Here is a 21,471-nt window from a genome sequence, read left to right on the forward strand (position 1 = left end):
AAAGCTATACCCACCCACCGACAACTTCCGTGTCGCAGGTCAGCGTCTCCATCGGATGCGGATGGGCCCCTTCGCGGTCGACGGATCGACGACGGATCCCTTCTGGGTGATCTCGACTTCTCCCGCGTCGACCATGCGGCGGGCGGCGCGGCGGACGGGCTCCATCAACTCCCGCCAATTGTCGTCGGACAGTGCACGTGCGACGTCGGAAGGGCAGATGGTGGAGTCGCGGGACCGGGCGTCGAGCAGGGAACGGATCTTGTCTTCGAGTTCCTTGTCGGTGGTGCTCACCTTGTGCCGGCGGCATGCGTCGCTGCAGTACTTGATGTCATCCCAGTTCTTCTCCCACTTCTTGCGCCATTCGATTCGCCGCCCGCACGATGCGCAGACCTTGTCCGCGGGGTGAGCCGTGGGGGAGCGACGGGAATGAGCCATGCTTCGACAGTAACCTTCTCGCATGGCGATTCGACCCATTCTCATTGCCGGTGACCCGAGGCTGACGACGGTTGCCGAACCCGTCACCGTGTTCGACCCGGAGTTGGCCGGGTTCGTGGAGGACCTGTTCGAGACCAACACTGCGGCGCACGGCGCCGGTCTTGCCGCCAACCAGGTCGGTGATCCGCGTGCGGTGTTCGTCTACGACCTGCAGGACGGCGGAGTCCGTCATCGCGGGCACGTGGTCAATCCAGTGCTTGACACGTCGGCGATCCCGGAGACGATGCCGGACCCCGAGGACGGTGAGGGGTGTCTGTCGGTCCCGGGGGAGCGGTACCCGACCGGCCGTGCGGACTGGGCCCGCGTGACCGGTGTCGATGTGGAGAACAATCCCGTATCCGTCGAGGGGCACGGCTACCTGGCGCGGTGTCTGCAGCACGAGTCCGACCATCTGGCCGGTCACCTGTACCTCGACCGTCTGATCGGCCGCAGTCAGCGCGCAGCGAAGAAGATGATCAAGGCCCGAGGGTGGGTCGGGCCCGGCAACAGTTGGATGCCCGGGTCCGACTCTGACCCGTTCGGATGGTGATCTGATCCGTCGGTCAACATGCCCCGGTGATTCCGCACGCCGCTGCGCGTTCCAGCTTCCAACGGCCCTCGGAGACAACGAAGTCGATGGAGGACACTCGCCCGACGGACGTTCCGCTCGCCTCGACCCGGCCGGGTGCGACGACGTCGATGCGGTCGAACGACGCCTCCGACATGATCCCACCGCTGTCGAACACCGCGGCATTCTCCTCGGCAGATCCCTCGAGCGCGTCGGCGCGGTCGGACCGCTCGGCGGTCCAGTCGAAGACGGTGCGGAAGATGGCGGTCGCCTCGTCCGGGGTCGGGATGGCGGAGGATGCGACGGAGGGAGGAGGTGCCGGGAACGACGACGGCGCAACGTTCACCGCCGCCTCGATGGTCGGCTCGGGTTGCGTTGCAGCGCAACCGGTAAGGGCGACGAGAGCCAGTCCGCACAGGGTGCGGCCGGCGATCATCAGAACGGGTTGTAGACGTAGAGCGTCCGATAGTCCCATTCCGACGATCCGGCCGGGATTCGAATCTGAGTGAGGACTCGCCCGTTCTGGGTGCACCAGCTCTGGCCGTGGAACGACGAGCAGTCGATCTGCTGGCTCGTGCCGAACGGGCTGACGATCAACGATTTGGCGCTCGCTGCACCGTATGCCGCAGGGTCGAGGGCGCTCACGAAGTTCGCGGTCGAGTCCTTGGGTCCGAACGGGTTGTCGTCGGGTGCTGCGGACGCTGTCGACGCGACGAGCACTGCGCCGCCGATCGCCAGCGCGACTCCGGCGAGGACCTTCTTCAGCATGGTGGCTCCGTTCGTTTCGAGCGCGAATGCTCAGTGCTCATGGAATCGGCTGCAACCGACCGCGCGTTACGAACCGGCATCTCCCCCGAGGCGGCACACTGGAGTGCATGACAGCACTCGAAGCGCCCATCGTTGCCCAGCAGCTCGGCCGTCGCCTCGCGGTGTGGGGCGGTGGGAGTGTGCTCGCCGGAACGATGTTGGCGTTGCGCGGGTCCTCGCCTGCCCGGCGGGCGTTCGGGTTGCAGACGGCGGGGTGGGGCGCGATCGATCTGGCGATCGCGGGTGCAGGCGCGCTGAGCTCGAAGCCCCCGACGGCCGCGAGTTTGAGTCGGCTGCTGTGGATCAATGCCGGTCTCGACGTTCTCTACATCGCGACCGGTGCGCACATCGCCGTCAGGAAGCCTCGGTTCGGCGGCCGGATCACTGCTGACCAGGCCGTGGGTCACGGCACTGCCGTCGTCGTGCAGGGCGCTGCACTGCTCGCGCTGGACACGACTCACGCCCGCATGATTGCCGGCTAATCACACGAGTGTCATTCTCTCCGTAGGTGTTTTGTCAAGTACCGACATGCCCGATTTGTTGCGCGATCAGTAGATTTGCGTAACACTCGTCCCATCAGTCACATCAGTATCGTGGGTCACACGGGAAACGGTGGGTTCGTCTATGCGTGTACGTAGTCGGCAGATCGCTGTCGGGGCTGTCCTGGCGCTGGCAGTGAGCGGACTCAGCGCTTTGACTGCGCCCACCGTGTCGGCCGAACCGTGTGGTGGGCTCGGCGGGCCGGGCTCGTCTCCGCTGTTCGGGTCGTCGGGCAGCGCGGGCATGTCGGGTAAGAACCCGCAGGGTCCGCAGGGGCCGCTTCCTCGGATCACCGGCAACACACAGAGCATCGCTTGGGTCACCGGTCCGCAGAGTGTCAACAACACCTACAACGACCTCGCGATGTCGGGCACCGACCTCGGCATCAGCTGGGACAACGGTGCCGGCCAGATCCTGATGGCGTTCGGTGACACGTTCGGCGACTGCTCCTCCGGCAATGCCCAGTGGCGCAGCAACGCGCTCTTCCGCTCGGACAAGGCGTCGACGAACTTGGCGCAGGGCATCGAGATCGGTCCAGCCGATCCCGCGGACAACACCTCCGGTGCCGTCGTGCGTGCAGACAACCCACGCTATGCGGCCGAGATCATCTCGAGTGCAAAGCTACCCAGCGTCGAGGACACGACCATCCCCACGGCGGCCATCGCGATCGGCAACACCCAGTACATCAACTACATGTCGGTGCAGAGCTGGGGCACACCCGGGCGCTGGGTCACGAATTACTCCGCGACTGCAAAATCCACTGACAACGGCCAGAATTGGTCGACGGATCCCAGGACCATCCGCGTCAACAAGGGTGTCACCATCCCGGGCTTCACCAACGTCCACGAAAGCCAGGGCAAGTTCCAACAGAGTGCGTACGTCCTGGGCCGCGACGGCGAGTACCTGTACCAGTTCGGTACTCCGAACGGTAGATTCGGCGACGCCTTCGTCTCGCGGGTCGCGCCTGCGGACATCGAGGATCTCGACGCGTACGAGTACTCGACGCAGGATCCGGACCCGACGAAGCAGTGGTCGAAGAACATCGGCGATACGGTCGCCGTCGTCAAGGGCCCGGTCAGTGAGATGTCGGTTGCGTGGAACGACTACCTCGGCCGCTACGTGATGATGTACGGGGACGAGAACTCTCGCACTCTGGTTGCTCGCACGGCAGACAATCCCGAGGGTCCGTGGAGTGCGCCGAGGACCATCCTCGACGCCAATCAGACGGCCGGCGGAATCTACGCGCCGTTCATTCACCCGATGTCCAGCGGAAAAGACCTGTACTTCACTGCTTCTCGGTGGTCGGACTACAACGTGCTGCTGTTGAAGACGAACCTCGATGCGCTGAAGTGATCTGCATCGATCGTTCGATGGCCGCGTCGAGGTAGGCGTCGACGTCCAAATCGAGGTCTGCGCCGAGCAGTCCGCGGCGAATGGTCGAAAGATACCTGCTCGACGGTTCGCCGGGCTCGCGCACGGTCGAACTGGTCAGCGTGAAGGCGGACCTTCCGTCGATGTCCGGAAGCCGTAGCAGTGCATCGTATTTCCCGCGGAAGCTCTCGCCCTCGCGGTCCACTGTCAGCTGCGACCACTGTCCGATGGCGAGCGTCTCCGTCGCCCCGATATCGACGGCTGCGACGACGTTCTCGACTGCGGCCAGATGAGCGAACTGGGCTCGCTCGATGAGATATCCGCGCCCTACAGAACGATTCGCCGGATCGACCGTCGTCGAGACGAATGCGGATGCTCCGGTCCAGCGCCGGGAGACTCCCGCGAAATACAGCGCATGATCGATCCACAGCCATCGTTCTTCGGCGGGTGGTGACGCAGTGGGTGCCGGTGGGTGCGCACCGAATTCGGAGTGCTCGTCGGACCCGGTCAGGTAGGTATGGAACCTCTCGCGCAGCAGGTTGGACCCGTACGAGACGTACCACAGCCGATCGGTCACTCGGTCTCGAACAGCTGCCGGTATGCCTCGGCGAGCAGGTCGGACGCGAGGTCGTGATTGTGTGATGCTGCGCCCGTTGAGTTTCCGGATCGCATCAGCCGGGCGTTGAGACCGTAGGCGAGGTCGTCGAACGTGTCGTCGTCGATGCCGAGGTCGACGTCCACGTCTTCTTCCAGCAGTGCGCCGAGGTCGATCGACCACGACCACACACGTTCGTCCCGGTGCGGACCGCGTCCTGCGCTGACCGTCTCGTTGGAGACCTCGAGTTGCTCGTCGGTGCGGTCGCGCGGAACGTTGGTGTTGATGCGCAGGTCGAGTTCTATGGTGTCGTCGTCGTGCACGATCTCGTCGACGCGGAGCGTCTCGAAGCCGCCGCACGTCAGCGTCACCAAGCGTCGCGGACCGGTCTCGGCGAGATCGTCGGACAGGGCAGCGATCTGCCACAGATACTTCTCGGTGTTCGCCGGGTCGGGGATCGAGGAATTGATGTAGTCGGCCACGATGCTGCGGATGGCGGGGTACGCGATGTGGTCGGACAGTTCCCAGAACTGCTTGCGTGCCTTGCCGACTGCCGTGTCGAGCAACGTCGCCCGCTTGGCTCTTTCTTTCGGCAGTGCGGATTTCGCGCTCGGTGCTTCGCCGATCGCGCCAGGATCGGAAGGGCGTTCGCGGAGGCGGGTCAGGCGCGACACGAGCTCCTGCAGCTGCTCCAGCTGATCTGCAGTTCCGACCGCAAAATCGAGTGCCTCGATGTCGGCCCACACGTCGAGGTCCGCGGCGAACCGCGCGGCGACCGAATCTGCGTAGCCCGCGTAGGCCGAGCCGTCGGTGAAGTGCAGAACGTAGAGCCCGGCTCGGTGTTCCTTGGCCGCGAAGACCGTGGCGATGGATCCGGCGTCGGTGACGTCGAATCGTTCGTAGGCGAATCCGTCGGGTGTGGCAGCTGCGGTCATGGTCGTGAATCTACCGATTCGAGTGGAGAGCACCTATTCCGCGCGTTGTCCGCATTGTCGGAATTTGCAGCCTGTATCGGTAAATGTCTCCAAACATGTTCTGACACCGCTATTTCCGGTTTGTCCGTTCCTCGGAAAGTATTTCCTCTTCCATGAACGAACAGCAAATTTCTGGTGCTATGTTGTGGAATGTCTGTTTCCGCCGCTAACGAAACAAGCAGGAAACACGCGGTGTGAACAATGCCGAGAGCAGTGCCAGTGGGCACCGCCGTGGTGTTCGATGGAAGGTGGTTGCGCGTGGGCGGTTATCTTGCGCGGAGGTTGCTGAACTACGTCGTACTGCTGCTCATCGCGACGTTTCTGACCTACCTTCTGGCGTCGCTCACGTTCGATCCGCTGTCCAATCTGCTCAGCCGTAACCCACCGCCCTCCGACGCGGTGCTTGCCGCCAAGCGCGCGGCTCTGCACCTCGACGACAATCCGGTGCTGCGTTATCTGAAGTGGCTGTGGGCGGTGCTGCACGGTGATTTCGGGCAGACGATCGCTGCCGGTTCGGTCAACGACGAGTTGTGGCGTCGCATCCTCGTATCGCTGCGGCTGGTGGTGCTCGGCACCGTGTTGGGAGCAGTGCTCGGTACGTTGATCGGGGCGTACGGAGCGGTTCGGCAATACAAGATCTTCGATCACGTCGCAACGGTCGTGACGTTCGTTCTCATCAGCACGCCGATTCTGGTACTTGCCCCGGTGCTCAAATACCTGGCGGTGCAGGTCAATCAGAGCACGGGCAGTCAGTTCTTCCAGTACACCGGCGAGACGTCGACAACGCTCGCGCCAGGCCTGATGAACGAAATCGTCGATCGTGCACAGCATTTACTGCTACCCACCGTCGTGCTGATGTTGTTCACCATCGGTGGCTACAGCCGCTACATGCGCAGCTCGATGCTGGACGAGCTGAACATGGACTACATTCGCACCGCCCGCGGCAAGGGGCTCACCCGCGGCCGCGCGATCTTCAAGCACGGCTTCCGTACTGCGCTCATTCCGATGGCCACGTTGTTCGCGTTCGGTATGGGCGCGGTGATCACCGGAGCCACCTTCACCGAGCGCGTGTTCGGTTGGTACGGCATGGGGGACTGGCTGATCTACGGCATCACCAGCCAGGACATCAACATCACGCTCGCGGTCTCGCTCTTCACCGCGCTCTCTGTCCTCGTCTCCGGAATGCTGACCGATATCTTCACTGCCGCACTGGATCCGCGCGTTCGCTACGCGGACTGACCCACCACTTCGATCGAGGAAAGGATCGGCGATGGCAACACCTGTGGTTCCCGAGATCGCTGCGGTGGACGGCCAGGGCGAGACGACGGCCCCGATCACCCGTCGTCGACTGGTACTGCGTCGGTTCCTGCGTAACAGGCCGGCCCTGGTAGGCATTCTGGTGTTGGTGGTGATGTTCGTCGGCGCCTTCGTGCTCCCGCGCTTCATCCCCTTCACCTACGAGGAACTCGACGCGTACGCGTTGAACTCTCCGCCGACCACGCGGCATTGGTTCGGCACCAACCAGATCGGGCAGGACGTCCTCGCTCAGACGCTGCGCGGATTGCAGAAGTCGCTGATCATCGGCATGCTCGTCGCGTTGATCTCCACCGTGCTCGCCGGCGTCGTCGGCGCGGTGGCGGGATACTTCGGCGGCTGGACGGACCGCGCCCTGATGTGGGTTGCCGATGTCCTGCTCGTCGTCCCGAGCTTCCTGGTCATCGCCATCTGCTCACCGCTGTTCCGCGACAAGAGCTTCTTCATTCTGGTGCTGCTACTTGCGGCGTTCGCGTGGATGATCACCTCGCGCATCATCCGAGCGATGACGCGGTCGCTCCGGGAGCGTGAATTCATCCGCGCCGCAAAGTACATGGGCGCGACGCCGGCGAGTGTGATCGGCAAGCACGTGCTGCCGTCGATGGCCTCGATTCTCATCGTCGACGTCACGCTCAATGTGGGTATCGCCATCATCGGTGAGGCGTCCCTGAGCTACTTCGGCTTCGGTGTCCAGCGACCCGACGTCTCGCTAGGCACGCTGATCGCCGACGGCACGTCGTCCGCGTTGACGTATCCGTGGCTGTTCGCGTTCTGCTGTGGCGCACTGGTGTTGATCGTGCTGGCAACCAATTTCGTCGGCGACGGTCTGCGCGATGTATTCGATCCGAACTCGACGAGGGGACAGGCACGTGGCTGAGATTGTGCCGGTGTTGAAGGTCAGCGGGCTCGAGGTCAGTTTCCCCAGTGAGGAGGGGCGCGTCACCGCGGTCCGGGGCTTGGACTACCAGGTCGACAAGGGTGAGGTGTTGGCCATCGTCGGCGAGTCCGGCTCGGGAAAGTCGGTGTCGTCCCTCGCCGTCATGGGACTTCTCCCGCAGACCGCGCGGGTCACCGGATCCATCGAACTCAACGGCCGTCAGCTGCTCGGCCTGTCCGACCGCGAGATGTCCCGCGAGCGCGGACGTTCGGTGGCCATGATCTCGCAGGACCCGCTGACTGCACTGACGCCCATCTACCGCATCGGTGACCAGATCTCCGAAGCGATCTCGGTACACAATCCATCGCTCAGCAAAGCGAAGGTGCACGAGCGTGCGCTCGAGTTGTTGGATCTGGTCGGTATCGCCGATCCGAAGACACGGGCCAGGTCGTACCCGCACGAGTTCTCCGGTGGCATGCGCCAACGCGTCGTCATCGCGATGGCCATCGCCAACGACCCCGACCTCATCATCGCCGACGAGCCCACCACGGCCCTCGACGTCACAATCCAGGCCCAGATTCTGGATCTGCTCCGTACCGCGCGGGACGTCACCGGGGCCGGGGTCGTGTTCATCACCCATGACCTGGGAGTCGTTGCCGGCGTGGCTGATCGGGCCATGGTGATGTACGCCGGTCGCGCTGTCGAGACCGCGCACGTGGACGAGCTCTATGCGCATCCGTCGATGCCGTACACCGTCGGGCTGCTCGGATCGGTTCCTCGCCCCGACCGGCCGGCCCAGGAGCGGCTCGTGCCGATCGAGGGCACCCCGCCGGCTCTGGTCAACCTGCCGACGGGATGTCCCTTCGGTCCTCGGTGCCCGTTGCACACCGACGCGTGCGACGCAGGCGAACCCCAGTTGATCGAGGTCTCACCGAGCCACAGTGCTGCGTGCATTCGTATCGATGCCGCTACGGCAGAATCGGTGGAGACGGAGTTCGAGGGTGCCCCGCGGTCGGAGGCCCCAGCGGAGCTGGTGGTGACGGTTTCGAAGGACGCTCCGGTGCTGTCGGTGACCGATCTGCACAAGAGCTACCCGGTGTTCAAGGGCTCGGTACTGCGGCGTCGGGCCGGGGAAGTGCCTGCGGTGCAGGGCATCAGCTTCGACGTGCACGCCGGGTCCACGCTGGCAATCGTCGGTGAATCGGGCTGCGGCAAGTCCACGACCCTGCTCGAGATCATGGAATTCGTGAAGCCGCAACAAGGTTCGATCCGGATCAACGGCGTCGAGCCGTACAGCCTGAGCCGCGTCGAGCAACGACAGCTCCGCGCGCACATCCAAATCGTGTTCCAGGACCCGATGGGCTCGCTCGACCCGCGGATGCCTGTGGGGGAGATCATCGCCGAGCCGTTGAAGATCAACGGTGTCCCGATCGACGAGCGCACCCGCCGGGTTCGGGAACTGATGGACACCGTCGGGATGCGTCCGGAACTCGCAGATCGGTATCCCACACAATTTTCCGGCGGGCAGCGTCAACGAGTCGGTATTGCACGGGCTTTGGCGCTGAAGCCGTCGATCCTGGTGCTCGACGAGCCGGTGTCCGCACTCGACGTATCGATCCAGGCGGGCGTGCTGAACCTGCTGCAGGATCTGCAAGCGGAGCTCGGTCTGGCATATCTTTTCGTCTCGCACGATCTGTCGGTGGTGCGTCATCTCGCCGACGAAGTGGCTGTGATGCGCAACGGGGTGTTCGTGGAAAAGGGTCCGACGGCGCAGATCTTCGACGCACCCGAGGACCCGTACACACGGGCACTCCTGAAAGCCATCCCCATCCCCGATCCCGTGCTCCAACGAGCTCGAATCGCCGAGGCCGCAGCACTGGCCGACGCCATCTGATCCTGCAGGTTACGTGCACACTGAGAAAGGTGAATTGATGAGAGCCAAGCTATTTCGGGCACTGGTCCCGATCGCGGTGGCCGTGACCACTGTGGGACTGGTGGCGGGGTGCAGCTCGGGGGATACCGGGCCCAACGCCGATGCGCCTGCGTCCTTCGAGAGCGGAGCGCAGATCAATCCGCATCCGATCAGTGACTTGCAGCAGGGCGGAAACATGAACTTCCCGCTCACGCAGGTGACGGCCAACTACAACTACTACCAAATCGACGGCACCACGGTCGATACCTCACGTTTCTACGCCGCGCTGATGCCGAGGTCGTTCACCGCCGCAGCCGATGCGAGCCTGTCGGTGGCCACGGACTTCTTCACCGACGTCACCGAGTCGGAGGTCGACGGCAAGCAGGTCATCACGTACAACATCAATCCCAAGGCCAAGTGGAGCAGCGGGAGGCCGCTGGATTACACAGACCTCGTGGCGACGTGGACGTCGAACAGCGGTAAGGACCCGGCTTACGAGGCGTCATCCACGGCCGGGTACGACAAGGTCGAATCCGTGGTGCGCGGCGAGAACGACCAACAGGTGATTCTGACCTTCGCCGAGAAGTTCGCAGACTGGCGCTCCCTGTTTTCGCCGCTGATGCCTGCGGAGTCCGTGAACACTGTCGAGGCGTTCAACACCGGTTCGGTCGAGACCATGCCTGCCACCGCCGGCCCGTTCCGCATCCGCACGATCGAGCCCGGCGGCAAGCGCATCGTGGCCGAGCGCAACCCCGATTGGTGGGGCGAAAACCCAGCGGTGCTCGACACCATCACGTTCCTGCCACTTGATTCGACGGCTTCCGTTGGCGCGTTGCAGAGCGGTGAGATCGATTACTACGAACTGGGCAGCAGCGCAGACGCATTCAAGGTCGCGCGCGGTATCCCGAACGTCGACCTCCGTCAGAGCCTGGGGCCGCAGTACCGGCACTTCGACTTCAACGGTGCGCCCGGTCGTATCACTTCGGACAAGGCCGTCCGGGTAGCGTTGATGAAGGCGATCGACCGTGACTACTTGGCCACCTCGCAGCTCGGCCAGATCACCTCGAACCCGACGGTCCTGAACAGTCACATCTACGTCGACGGTCAAAAGGGCTACCAGGCGAACAACGGCGACATCACGTTCGACCCGGAGAAAGCGAAGTCGGAACTCGACGCGGCTGGTTGGACGATGAACGGCGAGTTCCGCTCCAAGGACGGGCAGCAGCTCGATCTGCACGACATCATTCCGGCGGATACCCCGAATGCGACGCAGGAAGCGCAGATCATCCAGCAGAACCTCAAGGCCGTCGGTGCCAACCTCATCATCGACGCAGTGCCGTCCGACGACTTCTTCGAGAAGTACATTCTGGTCGGAGCGTTCGACGTCACCCACTTCACCTGGGAGGGAACGCCGTACACCTCGAGCAGTGACGGCATCTTCCGGCTCACGCCCGGCAGCACGCTGCAGAACTACGGCCAGGTGGGATCCGAGGAGATCAACGGTCTGCTCGACACGGCTGCCGCCGAGCTCGACGACGATGCACGCATCGCCGACTACAACGAAGCGGACAAGGCGATCTGGGCCGAGGGCCACAGCCTGACGATGTTCCAGCGTCCATCGACGTACGCGACCAAGTCGAATCTCGCGAACTTCGGAGCTCCAGGATTCGGCGACCTCGATATGTCGAAGGTCGGGTTCCTGAAATAGCTCACGGTCTCGGGTATCCGGTCGGTGCCGCGGCAATCACTCTGGTTGTCGCGGCATCGACCGTTGTCGTCATTGCGCCACTGAGCGTTTTCGTGGCCCTGATCGTCCTCGTCTGGACGGGCTGGTCGACAGCGTGCGCCGTGCTGGCCGGGAGGTCGATGAACACCTCGACCACCGTGCGGCGAGTGCGGTTTCAACACCGTATGCGTTCTCGCGGATACCTGGAAGTACAGAAGAACGGTGGGCGGGCCTGGTACCCCGTCTACTTCCACACCGGGCTTCTGGCGATCGTCCCCGACGCCGACGCGCGTGCGAGTAGGTCGATTCTCGGGCGGCGCGCTTTCGTCATCGAACCCGGAATTGTTGCGCTGCCGTCGGGGCGGCGTTGTAATTCGTTGCCTCCCGGCGCTCCGCTCGACGCGCCGCGGTTGAACGAGTCCGACCTCCGTACGCGCAGTGATCGCTTCGGGTCGCTGCGGCGTCGGATCATGCTGGACGCTCCCGCCGCGGTGGCAGGTCCGATCATCGGATTGCTGTGGCTGGTCGTCGACGGAGGCGGATTCGCCGAGTTCGTGGCAGTGAGTCTGTTGGCTGCAATCACCGCCATCTGGTGGTCGGCAATCGGCGGCAGCGATCCAAGCTGAGCAATTGCCGCGACGCGTGATCGTAACTGCCGAGAAACACCTCCGGTCTACGTTCGGGTTTCGGACAATTCAGGAGGCATCATGGCGCGGTCGATGGCGGAGCAGGCAGCGGAGACGATCACCAAGGGGATCGGACGTCGCGGATTCATTCAGGCGGTGGCCGCGCTGGGCGCGGGCGTCGGAATCGCCGGAACGGCAGCCTGTTCGACGTCGACGTCGACGTCGACGAGCACCGCCGCCGCGAGTTCGTCGGCCCCGGCACCGGTCGGCATTCTTCAGCCCGGCGCGGGCGATATCTCCGGCGATCACTACCTGAGTTCCGAAGTCGACAAGGTTCTGTGGGGGTACGTCCCGACGGTCGAGTCCGAATCGGTGCTGCGGATGAAGTCCGGTGAGACGGTGACCATCGATGCGCTCAGCCACGAGGGAATTCTCGAAGACCAGGGCCGCGATCCCGTTGAGTTCTTCGGCGGCAAAGGTGTATCCGAATCCGATGTGCTGCAGGACGCCATCGACATCGCCGGCGGGTACGACCGGACGGTCCGCAACTTCGACGTCGACGGTCCGCACGTGGTGACGGGGCCGGTGTTCGTCGAAGGTGCGCAGCGTGGTGATGTGCTCAAGATCGAGACGCTCGAGGCGATTCCCCGCGTGCCGTACGGCGTGGTGTCGAGTCGGCACGGCAAGGGTTCCTTGGCGGTGACCGCGTCCGGTGAGGCACCCGCAGGTATCAGCCTGGACGAGGTGATGCCTCCGATCGGCAGCGATGGCAGGCCGTCGGGTGATCCGACGCAGTACGGCAACGTCTCCACGTTCACCGCCGTCGAGGACGGGCAAGGTGTGATGCGTTACGGCGATGCCGCCGTGCGCTTTCCGCTGCGCCCGTTCATGGGCATGATGGGCGTGGCGTTCGCCAGCGACCCGGGTCTGACGTCACCCAACGCGAACTCGATTCCGCCGACGCTCGGCGGCGGCAACATCGACGTCGGTTTGCTCGGTGTCGGATCGACGTTCTACCTCCCGGTATTCGCGGAGGGTGCGTTGTTCTACGTCGGCGATCCGCACATGGCGATGGGCGACGGGGAGGTGGCGCTGACCGCGATGGAAGGTTCTCTGCGTGGCACCTTCCGGCTCACTGTCTGCAAGGCGGGCAGTGGAGATGCCCCGTCCGTCGCGTACTCGTATCCCTTTGCCGAGAACGAGGACTCGTGGATTCCGATCGGCCTGTCCGATCCGGACGGTGCCGTCGGCGGCCAGAGTTCGGACCTGAACGCCGCCATGCGTCGCGCCGTGGTCAACGCGCTCGACTTCCTCGAGACCGACCTCGGTATGGACCGGGCGACGGCGTACGCGTACCTCTCCGCGGCCGCGAACTTCACCGTGTCGCAGGTGGTCGACAAGACGGTCGGCGTGCACGGTCAGATCTCCAAGGCGCACTTCGACCGGTAGGAGTGCGCCTCCGGCGCAGTGGTGCGGGTAAGTGCCTCAGGGGGCACTTAATCACGCCACTGCCGAAGGCACCTCAGCGGTGTGCCGTCGCGATGAAGTGGCGGGTGGCGGCGTCGACGATATCCGCTGGGGTGACGGCTATCTCGTCGTTCAACCACGCGATGACCAGTTCCGCGAGTCCGCCGATGAACAGCAGGCCGTTGATCTCGGATTGTGGCTGCGGCCAGGCCTGTTCGCCGAACAGCTCGCGTGACTGCTCGGCGACCAGATGCGCGAACGCGCGCATGGACTGTCGTCGATAGTCCCGCAGTGAGTCGACGGCCAGTGACTCGATCATCGCGACGCGGCCCTTGCGGCGGTCGTCGGTGAGCACGCCGACGAACGCGGCGATGGCGTTGTGTACCTGGTCCTCGACGGTGGGGGCGGGGGAGTGCAGAGCGTCCAGGGCAGCGGCCCGGATCTCGTCGGATACCGACTCCACCACTTTCTCGAGCACATCCTCTTTGCTGGAGAAGCTTTGGTAGAAGTAGCGCTCGGTCAGCTTCGCCTCCACGCAGATCGCGGTCATGGTCGTGTTCTGGGCACCGGCCGTCGAGAACACTTCGAGTCCGGCTTCGAGCAACCGTGCGCGACGGTCGGCGGTGCGATCGTCTGCGCTCATGCCGTTGTAGCGGCGCGTGGAAGCCATGAGTAGATCTTGACAGAGGGAGCAGGTGTGACGCAGACTACATCCCATCTGACAGGACGCTCTGTCAGATTGACGGAGGTCGACAATGGCACGTGCTCTCGCTGCTCCACCTGCTGATTCAACGCTCCAACCGGTCTACGGCGACGGCGGTATGCCCGTCGTCGGGCACACGCTCGAGTACATCCGAGATCCCCTCAAACTGCTCGGGAGTCGGTGGGAGAAGTACGGCGAGGTGTCGTGGCTGACGATGGCCGGTCAGAAGTGGATCACCGTTCTGGGTCCGGACGCATGCCAAGAGGTGTTGCAGAACGCCGACAAGGCGTTCGCGAACGGTGACGGCTGGTCCCTGCTGATCGGCCCGTTCTTTCACGGCGGATTGATGTTGCTCGACTCCGAGGAGCATCTGAAGCACCGACGGATCATGCAGCAGGCCTTCACCAGGGACCGGCTCACCAAATCCGTCGAGGCGTTGAATCCTGTCACAGCAACAGGTTTGGACGCGTGGCAAGGCGGGCGCGACGTTCAGGTCTACCCGGCGCTCAAGGCGTTGACCCTGGAGGTGGCAACGAGCATCTTCATGGGCGGCGCAGAGGGCAGCACCGATGCCGAGATCGCCGAGCTGAACTCCAGTTTCGTGGCGTGCGTTCAGGCGGCGACATCCATTGTGCGCTTTCGGGTTCCCGGAACTCGGTGGAAGCGCGGTCTCGACGGCCGCGCCATGCTCGAGGAGTTCTTCCGGCGGTACCTTCCGTCCCGGCGTGCCACCGAGACCGACGACCTGTTCTCGGTTCTGTGTCACATCGAGGGGAACGACGGCGAGCGTTTCTCCGACGACGAAGTGATCGACCACATGATCTTCCTGCTGATGGCCGCGCACGACACGTCGACGATCACGCTGTCGACGATGATGCAGTACCTCGGTCAGCATCCGCAGTGGCAGGACAAGTGCCGTGCCGAGTCCGAGGCGCTCGGTACCGATGCGCCGACGCTCGCGCAACTCGACGAACTGCACAGCGTCGATCTGGTGATGAAGGAATGCTTGCGTTTGGTCTCGCCCACGCCGGTGGTTGCGCGCCGCGCGGTCAAGGACACCGAGGTGCAGGGCAAGTTCGTCCCCGCGGGGACGTATGCGTCGGTCGCCCCACACTTCACGCACCACATGGCCGAGTACTGGCCGAACCCGGAGAAATTCGATCCCGGCCGGTTCGCCGACGACCGCCGGGAGGACAAGGTGCACCGCTACGCGTGGGAGCCGTTCGGCGGAGGCGTGCACAAGTGCATCGGCATGTTCTTCGCCGGAGCGGAGATCAAGACGATCATGCATCATCTGCTGCTGCGGTTCGACTGGTCGGTCGACCCCGATTACGTTGCGCCGCTGAACTTCACGTCGCTGCCCTTCCCGGAGGACGGGCAGCCCGTGCAGTTGCGAAAGCGGTAGGTCTATCCGGCGCGGTCGGTGAGCCAGCCGATGATGTTCGCGGTGACCTCGTCCCGGTTGGTCTCGTTGAGGATCTCGTGGCGGGCACCGGGGTAGAGGGTGACGGAGACGTCGCTCATTCCGGCCTCGCGGTATCGGGCAGCGAGGGTCTCGATCAACTGTCCGCCCCCGGCGAGCGGGTCGTCGGTTCCCGAGGTGATGAGCAGCGGGAGATCGGAGCGGATCTGCTCGAGGTTGTGCGGGTCGGCGAGCTTGTCGGCCTCACCGAACAACGCGGGGACCGTCGACTCCGGGAGGTCGAAGCCGCACAGCGGGTCGGCTACGTAGGCGTCCACTTCGGCCTCGTCGCGGGAGAGCCACTCGTATCCGGTGCGGTGCTCGAAGGCGGCGTTGAACACGCTCAGGTCACCGGCTGGGGCGTCGGCCATTCCGGCGGCGAGGATGTTCAGCGTGGTCGAGCCCGACAGCACCACACCCTCGTACAGATCGGATCGTTCGATCAGAACATGCTGCGCGGCAAACGATCCCATGGAATGGGCGAACAGGAACAGCGGCAGGTCGGGATATTCGTTCAGCAGTGATTCGCCCAGCTGCTCGATGTCGGCCCACAAACCCGCGAACGCTGCAGCACCGAAATCGCCGGGGGTGTCGACGATCGACTCTCCGTGGCCGCGATGATCGGACGCCACGACGTGGAATCCGGCGTCGTTCAACGCTGCGGCGAAGCGGGCGTAGCGGCTGCCGTGCTCGGCGAGCCCGTGCGCGATCTGTACGACTCCGCGAGCCGGGTCGGCGGACGTCGCCCAGATGTAGGTACTGATCTCGGTGTCGTCCTGCTTGGATACGAACGACGAAGCATTGGCCACGGGTGACTCCTCGAAACGGCGATGGGGACGAGAAACGAACTTATCTCCTACGCCCTGAGCCTCGGAGCGAAATGCTCGACGACGGGGAAGGGGTCGTAGAAATGATGCAGCAGCGTCTTCCACTTCTGGTACTCGTCGGACTTCCTGAAGCCCTCGGTGTGGTCTTCGAGGCGTTCCCATTCGACCAGCAGTAGATACGTATTCGGCTGCTCGATGCCCCGCGACAATGTCAGATTCACGAACCCCGGCATCGAGGCGATGATCGATTTCGCGTCGGCGAACGCGGCCTCGAAGTCGTCGGTTCGATCGGGGACGACGTGCAGCAGAGCATGTTCGACGATCATCGGGACAGTATGACCGCGGCATGACAAAGCTCCCCGGGCAACTGCCCGGGGAGCCTTGCCGACAGGATCTACTTCGCGGAGACGCGCACGAGCTTCTTGTTCACGAACTCGTCCATGCCCCACGGTCCCAGCTCGCGGCCGACGCCGGAGCGCTTGACGCCGCCGAACGGCAGGCCGGGGAGCGTAGTGCCGTGCTCGTTGACGAAAGCCATGCCCACTTCGAGCTGCTCGGCCACGTCACGGGCCTTGTCCAGGTCGGCGCTCCACACCGAGCCGCTCAGGCCGTAGGCCGAGGAGTTCGCCAATTCGATTGCCTGCTGCGGGCTTTCGACCTTGTAGATCACCGCTGCCGGTCCGAACAGCTCCTCGCTGTACGCACGCATGTCCGGGGTGACGTCGGTCAGCAACGTCGGCTGTACGAATGCACCCGGTCCGTCGATCTTCTTGCCGCCGGTCAGCAAGGTTGCGCCCTTGGCGACGGCGTCGTCGATCTGTTCGATCAACGTGTCGGCTGCGGTCTGCGACGACAGCGGGCCGAGAGTGGTGTTCGCGTCCAACGGATCGCCCGTCTGCACTGCCTCGAACGATGCGGTGAGCTTGGTGACGAAGTCGTCGTAGAACTCCTCGGCGACGAGGATGCGCTTGGCGGCGTTGCACGCCTGGCCTGCGTTGGACAATCGCGCCCGGGTCGCGGACTCGACGGTGGCATCCATGTCGTCGGAGTCGAGCATGATGAACACGTCCGAGCCGCCGAGTTCGAGCACGACCTTCTTGAGGTTGCGTCCGGCGGTTTCGGCAACCGAGGTTCCGGCCCGCTCGCTACCGGTGAGCGAGACACCCTGCACGCGTGGGTCGGCGATCATCTCGGCGATCTGATCGTTGGTCGCGAAGATGTTGATGTACGCGTCCTGGGGGAGTCCGGCCTGTTGGAAGATCTCCTCCATCAGCAGAGCCGACTGCGGGCAGTTCGGTGCGTGCTTGAGCAGAATCGTGTTGCCCACCATCAGGTTCGGGCCGGCGAATCGGGCCACCTGGTAGTACGGGAAGTTCCACGGCATGACGCCGACGAGCGCGCCCACCGGCTTGCGCTGCAGCACAGTGTCTTCCGCGCCGGGGACGTCCAGCTTCTCGTCCTCGAGCAGCACAGGACCGTTGTCGGCATAGTAGTGGTAGATGTTCGACGACAGCTCCACCTCACCCTGGGATTCGGTGAGCGGCTTGCCCATTTCGAGCGAGATGGCCCGCGCCAGTTCGTCCGAACGTTCGGTGTAGAGATCGGCGACCTTGTGCAGAATTTCGGCGCGGTGCTTCGGTGAGGTCTTGCGCCACGTCTGGAATCCGGCGTGTGCGTCGGCCAGTGCGCGCTCGACGCCGGCCGCGTCGAGAGTTTCGAATTCCTTGACAGTTGTGCCGTCGGCAGGATTGACAGTTTTGTAGGACGTCATATTCGGTTCAACGGTCGGGGAGGGGTCCGTTGTTCCGATCCGGGCAAATCGGATGCTCCGACGGTGGTCAGAGGCGGGGCAGGGGTAGGCGGCGAAAACCTTTGAGCGCCCTACCGGTCGGTAACTTGGAACCGCCGATGGAGTGATACCCCACTGGCACGCACAGCGGCGGGTTCAAAGATTAAAGTCGACGGTGGACGCATCCAAAAGACGACGTTGAAACTGAGGCAAAGGCGAAACATGACTGCGAAGAAGCCGACCATCATCTATACCCTGACCGACGAGGCGCCCATGCTGGCGACTCACGCGTTTCTGCCGGTCATACGTTCTTTCGCCAGCGCGGCCGAGATCAACGTCGAGTCGAGTGACATCTCCGTTGCCAACCGCATCCTCGCCGAGTTCCCCGACTACCTCAACGAAGACCAGCGAGTGACCGACAACCTCGCCGAGCTGGGCAAGCTGACGCAGCTGCCCGAGACCAACATCATCAAGCTGCCCAACATCAGCGCGTCGGTTCCGCAGCTGCTCGCTGCCATCAAGGAACTGCAGGACAAGGGCTACGCGATCCCCGACTTCCCCGGCAATCCGAAGACGGACGAAGAGCGCGAGATCCGCGACCGGTACACCAAGTGCCTCGGTAGCGCGGTCAATCCTGTTCTGCGTGAAGGCAACTCGGATCGCCGCGCGCCGAAGGCCGTCAAGGAATTCGCCCGCAAGCACCCGCACAGCATGACCGAGTGGTCGATGGCGTCGCGCACCCACGTCGCGCACATGCGCGAGGGCGATTTCTACCACGGCGAGAAGTCGACGGTCGTCGACGGTGACCGTGAGATCAAGATGGAGCTGCTGCCCGCCGACGGCGAGCCGATCGTGCTCAAGGAGACGGTCTCGCTCACCGACGGTGACGTCATCGACTCGATGTTCATGAGCAAGAAGGCGCTCCTCGATTTCTACGAGCACGAGATGCAGGACGCCTACGACACCGGCGTCATGTTCTCCCTGCACGTCAAGGCGACCATGATGCGGGTCTCTCACCCCATCGTGTTCGGCCACGCTGTGCGTGTGTTCTACAAGGACGCGTTCGCCAAGCACAACGAGCTCTTCGAGGAGCTGGGCGTCAACGTCAACAACGGCCTCTCGGACCTGTACACCAAGATCGAGACGCTCCCGGCGTCCAAGCGCGACGAGATCATCGAAGACCTGCACAAGTGTCACGAGACCCGTCCGGAGCTCGCGATGGTCGACTCCGCCCGCGGCATCTCGAACTTCCACTCGCCCAGCGACGTCATCGTCGACGCATCCATGCCCGCGATGATTCGCGCCGGCGGCAAGATGTGGGGAGCGGACGGTCGTCCCAAGGACACCAAGGCCGTCAACCCCGAGTCGACGTTCTCCCGGATCTACCAGGAGATGGTGAACTTCTGCAAGACCAACGGCCAGTTCGACCCGACGACGATGGGCACCGTTCCCAACGTCGGACTGATGGCTCAGAAGGCCGAGGAGTACGGCTCGCACGACAAGACCTTCGAGGTGCCGAAGGCAGGCGTCGCGAACATCACCGACAAGGCCACCGGCGAGGTGCTGCTGACGCAGACCGTCGAAGAGGGCGACATCTGGCGCCTGTGCATCGTCAAGGATGCCCCGATCCAGGACTGGGTCAAGCTCGCCGTCACGCGTGCGCGTGAATCCGGAATGCCGGTCGTCTTCTGGCTCGACCCGTACCGCCCGCACGAGAACGAGCTCATCGGCAAGGTGCGCAAGTACTTGAAGGACCACGACACCGAGGGCCTCGACATCCAGATCATGTCCCAGGTTCGTGCCATTCGGTACACGATGGAGCGTCTGGTCCGCGGACTCGACACCATCTCCGCCACCGGCAACATCCTGCGCGACTACCTCACCGACCTGTTCCCGATCCTCGAACTCGGCACCAGCGCCAAGATGCTCTCCATCGTTCCGCTGATGGCAGGTGGCGGTCTCTACGAGACGGGTGCAGGCGGCTCGGCTCCCAAGCACGTCAAGCAGCTCATCGAGGAGAACCACCTGCGGTGGGATTCGCTCGGCGAGTTCCTGGCCCTGGCCGTGAGCCTCGAAGATCTGGGTACCAAGACCGGCGACGTCAAGGCGACCATCCTCGCCAAGGCACTCGACTCCGCCACCGGCAAGCTGCTCGAGAACAGCAAGGGCCCGTCGCGCTCGACCGGTGAACTCGACAACCGTGGCAGCCAGTTCTACCTCGCTCTGTACTGGGCACAGGAACTCGCCGAGCAGACCGAGGACGCCGAACTGGCCAAGCACTTCGCTGCACTGGCGAAGACGCTTGCGGAGAACGAGGAGAAAATCGTCTCCGAACTCAACGAGGTCCAGGGCACGGCTGTCGACATCGGCGGCTACTACTACCCGGACCCCGAAGCCACCGCTGCAGTGATGCGCCCCTCGAAGACCTTCAACGAGGCTCTGGAGTCGGCAAAGAAGTAGTTTTCTCTGGCTCACCCCCCCATCGAATGAATGGTCCATTCACGCGCTCAGACGTGTTGAATGGACCATTCATTCGTTCAAGGCGGGCACCAAAATATCCAGAAATGCCGAGCAACTTGCACTTTGGCGACGCCCGGGCAACTGGACAACAGAGATGGTCCGATGGATGGTCGGCTCGATGGGCAGGTAGATCAGGTTCGCGAACGACATCATCGGCTCCACCAGTTCCGGGATCACGGTGATGCCGAGTCCGGCAGCGGTCAGGCCCGCCACGGCGGCCACGTTGTGCGCCTGAACCGATGGTCCGACGTCGACTCCCGCGCTTTCGAGCCCCAGTTGCACGTGCGAGGCGATGCTCGATTCGGGACCGAACGCGACGAACGGCTGGTCGGCGAGGTCGGTCCACAGCAGGCTTGTCCGTTGTGCAAGCGCATGATTCGGCGGTAGCGCGCAGACGAATGCGTCGGTGCTGACCGTCGTGCGCATCAGATCGTTCGCTCGCCCCGACGCGGCGACGACTGCGAAGTCCACGGAACCGTCGCGAACCGAGGCCACCACGTCGTCGCGCAGCCCGTCTCTGATGTGTACCGAGACGTCGGGGTGACTGCTGCGGAAGTCCACGATGTACGGCGGGAGAAACGTCGCCGCGATCGAGGGCAGGCACGCGATGGTGACGGTTCCGCGGTCACCGGATACGAAGCGCCCGATCTGCTCCAGGCCGTCGTCGAACTCGAGCAATACCCGACGGGCATAGGCCGTGACTTCGTGTCCGTCTCCGGTGAGGTCGACGCTGCGGGTGGTGCGCACGAACAGTCGGACGCCCAGGCGTCGCTCGGCCTCGGCGACGGTACGGCTCAGATTGGGTTGCGAGACCTGAAGCCAGTTCGCCGCTGCAGTGAAGCTCGCATGATCGGCGAGTGCGACGACGGCGCGTAGATGGGCGATGCCCAGGTTTATGCCCACGATGCATGAATCTATA

At 63.8% G+C, this 21,471-nt stretch carries 21 protein-coding genes and 1 pseudogene; 11 read left to right on the plus strand and 11 right to left on the minus strand.

Annotated elements, in window-relative coordinates:
- Window positions 1-39: 39 nt before the first annotated feature.
- Window positions 40-291: a DUF3253 domain-containing protein gene (locus R3P95_RS20520; protein ID WP_317549460.1), complete on the minus strand. Its 252-nt coding sequence runs from the start codon at window positions 289-291 to the stop codon at window positions 40-42.
- A gap of 15 nt (window positions 292-306) precedes the next feature.
- Window positions 307-480, minus strand: a pseudogene (locus tag R3P95_RS20525) (DUF2256 domain-containing protein); the annotation flags it as partial.
- On the opposite strand from R3P95_RS20525, the gene R3P95_RS20530 reads away from it, so the two are divergent.
- Window positions 458-1,024: a peptide deformylase gene (locus tag R3P95_RS20530; protein ID WP_317549280.1), complete on the plus strand. Its 567-nt coding sequence runs from the start codon at window positions 458-460 to the stop codon at window positions 1,022-1,024. The pseudogene R3P95_RS20525 and the gene R3P95_RS20530 overlap by 23 nt on opposite strands.
- Window positions 1,025-1,037: 13 nt before the next feature.
- On the opposite strand, the gene R3P95_RS20535 is transcribed toward R3P95_RS20530, so the two are convergent.
- Entirely contained in the window at window positions 1,038-1,478 is a 441-nt protein-coding gene (locus tag R3P95_RS20535) for a hypothetical protein (protein ID WP_317549281.1), read from the minus strand.
- A complete protein-coding gene (locus R3P95_RS20540) occupies window positions 1,478-1,810 on the minus strand; it encodes a hypothetical protein (protein WP_068047049.1) in 333 nt (110 codons plus the stop codon). Before R3P95_RS20540 ends, R3P95_RS20535 begins: the two co-directional genes overlap by 1 nt.
- A gap of 107 nt (window positions 1,811-1,917) precedes the next feature.
- On the opposite strand from R3P95_RS20540, the gene R3P95_RS20545 reads away from it, so the two are divergent.
- Together R3P95_RS20545 and R3P95_RS20550 are read left to right on the plus strand one after the other, a co-directional pair.
- The gene (locus R3P95_RS20545) at window positions 1,918-2,331 is read left to right on the plus strand and encodes a DUF6992 family protein (protein WP_068047047.1); all 414 of its coding nucleotides are present in this window, start codon (window positions 1,918-1,920) and stop codon (window positions 2,329-2,331) included.
- Window positions 2,332-2,473: 142 nt separating this feature from the next.
- On the plus strand, window positions 2,474-3,742 hold the full coding sequence (locus tag R3P95_RS20550; RefSeq protein ID WP_317549282.1) for a DUF4185 domain-containing protein: 1,269 nt from the start codon (window positions 2,474-2,476) through the stop codon (window positions 3,740-3,742).
- On the opposite strand, the gene R3P95_RS20555 is transcribed toward R3P95_RS20550, so the two are convergent.
- The gene (locus tag R3P95_RS20555; protein WP_317549283.1) at window positions 3,675-4,337 is read right to left on the minus strand and encodes a hypothetical protein; all 663 of its coding nucleotides are present in this window, start codon (window positions 4,335-4,337) and stop codon (window positions 3,675-3,677) included. The two genes, R3P95_RS20550 and R3P95_RS20555, sit on opposite strands and share 68 nt — an antisense overlap.
- Window positions 4,334-5,290 (minus strand): hypothetical protein, encoded by a 957-nt coding sequence (locus R3P95_RS20560; protein WP_317549284.1) that lies wholly within the window; start codon window positions 5,288-5,290, stop codon window positions 4,334-4,336. The genes R3P95_RS20555 and R3P95_RS20560 overlap by 4 nt, the downstream gene beginning before the upstream one ends.
- 297 nt (window positions 5,291-5,587) lie before the next feature.
- Here R3P95_RS20560 and R3P95_RS20565 point away from each other — a divergent pair, with 297 nt between their 5' ends.
- The 6 genes from R3P95_RS20565 to R3P95_RS20590 all read left to right on the plus strand — a co-directional run bounded on the left by R3P95_RS20565 (window position 5,588) and on the right by R3P95_RS20590 (window position 13,233).
- Window positions 5,588-6,568 carry an ABC transporter permease gene (locus R3P95_RS20565; RefSeq protein WP_269594912.1) on the plus strand — a complete coding sequence of 327 codons (981 nt, stop codon included), beginning with the start codon at window positions 5,588-5,590 and terminating at the stop codon, window positions 6,566-6,568.
- Between the two features lie 31 nt (window positions 6,569-6,599).
- Complete coding sequence (locus R3P95_RS20570) at window positions 6,600-7,520, plus strand: ABC transporter permease (RefSeq protein ID WP_317549285.1); 921 nt, start codon at window positions 6,600-6,602, stop codon at window positions 7,518-7,520.
- The gene (locus tag R3P95_RS20575; protein WP_317549286.1) at window positions 7,477-9,414 is read left to right on the plus strand and encodes an ABC transporter ATP-binding protein; all 1,938 of its coding nucleotides are present in this window, start codon (window positions 7,477-7,479) and stop codon (window positions 9,412-9,414) included. The genes R3P95_RS20570 and R3P95_RS20575 overlap by 44 nt, the downstream gene beginning before the upstream one ends.
- A gap of 37 nt (window positions 9,415-9,451) precedes the next feature.
- Entirely contained in the window at window positions 9,452-11,140 is a 1,689-nt protein-coding gene (locus tag R3P95_RS20580) for an ABC transporter family substrate-binding protein (RefSeq protein ID WP_317549287.1), read from the plus strand.
- A 92-nt stretch (window positions 11,141-11,232) separates the two neighbouring features.
- On the plus strand, window positions 11,233-11,784 hold the full coding sequence (locus R3P95_RS20585) for a hypothetical protein (RefSeq protein ID WP_317549288.1): 552 nt from the start codon (window positions 11,233-11,235) through the stop codon (window positions 11,782-11,784).
- Window positions 11,785-11,865: 81 nt separating this feature from the next.
- Window positions 11,866-13,233 carry an acetamidase/formamidase family protein gene (locus R3P95_RS20590; RefSeq protein ID WP_317549289.1) on the plus strand — a complete coding sequence of 456 codons (1,368 nt, stop codon included), beginning with the start codon at window positions 11,866-11,868 and terminating at the stop codon, window positions 13,231-13,233.
- A 73-nt stretch (window positions 13,234-13,306) separates the two neighbouring features.
- Here the strand turns inward: R3P95_RS20590 and R3P95_RS20595 are convergent, their stop codons facing one another.
- Entirely contained in the window at window positions 13,307-13,921 is a 615-nt protein-coding gene (locus tag R3P95_RS20595) for a TetR/AcrR family transcriptional regulator (protein WP_317549290.1), read from the minus strand.
- An 85-nt stretch (window positions 13,922-14,006) separates the two neighbouring features.
- Between R3P95_RS20595 and R3P95_RS20600 the strand changes: the two genes are divergently transcribed.
- Window positions 14,007-15,359 carry a cytochrome P450 gene (locus R3P95_RS20600; RefSeq protein ID WP_269594920.1) on the plus strand — a complete coding sequence of 451 codons (1,353 nt, stop codon included), beginning with the start codon at window positions 14,007-14,009 and terminating at the stop codon, window positions 15,357-15,359.
- A gap of 2 nt (window positions 15,360-15,361) precedes the next feature.
- Here R3P95_RS20600 and R3P95_RS20605 read toward each other — a convergent pair whose 3' ends face one another.
- The 3 genes from R3P95_RS20605 to R3P95_RS20615 form a co-directional block, all read right to left on the minus strand.
- Window positions 15,362-16,225 (minus strand): alpha/beta hydrolase, encoded by an 864-nt coding sequence (locus R3P95_RS20605; protein WP_317549291.1) that lies wholly within the window; start codon window positions 16,223-16,225, stop codon window positions 15,362-15,364.
- A gap of 47 nt (window positions 16,226-16,272) precedes the next feature.
- Window positions 16,273-16,569 carry an antibiotic biosynthesis monooxygenase family protein gene (locus R3P95_RS20610; protein ID WP_317549292.1) on the minus strand — a complete coding sequence of 99 codons (297 nt, stop codon included), beginning with the start codon at window positions 16,567-16,569 and terminating at the stop codon, window positions 16,273-16,275.
- 68 nt (window positions 16,570-16,637) lie between these two features.
- Window positions 16,638-18,014 carry an NAD-dependent succinate-semialdehyde dehydrogenase gene (locus R3P95_RS20615; protein WP_317549293.1) on the minus strand — a complete coding sequence of 459 codons (1,377 nt, stop codon included), beginning with the start codon at window positions 18,012-18,014 and terminating at the stop codon, window positions 16,638-16,640.
- 240 nt (window positions 18,015-18,254) lie between these two features.
- Here R3P95_RS20615 and R3P95_RS20620 point away from each other — a divergent pair, with 240 nt between their 5' ends.
- Complete coding sequence (locus tag R3P95_RS20620) at window positions 18,255-20,492, plus strand: NADP-dependent isocitrate dehydrogenase (protein ID WP_269594924.1); 2,238 nt, start codon at window positions 18,255-18,257, stop codon at window positions 20,490-20,492.
- A 69-nt stretch (window positions 20,493-20,561) separates the two neighbouring features.
- Here R3P95_RS20620 and R3P95_RS20625 read toward each other — a convergent pair whose 3' ends face one another.
- Window positions 20,562-21,455, minus strand: coding sequence for a LysR family transcriptional regulator (locus R3P95_RS20625; RefSeq protein ID WP_317549294.1), 894 nt, complete (start codon window positions 21,453-21,455; stop codon window positions 20,562-20,564).
- Window positions 21,456-21,471 lie beyond the last annotated feature (16 nt).

The organism is Rhodococcus cercidiphylli (genome assembly GCF_033042225.1).
GTDB lineage: Bacteria > Actinomycetota > Actinomycetes > Mycobacteriales > Mycobacteriaceae > Rhodococcoides.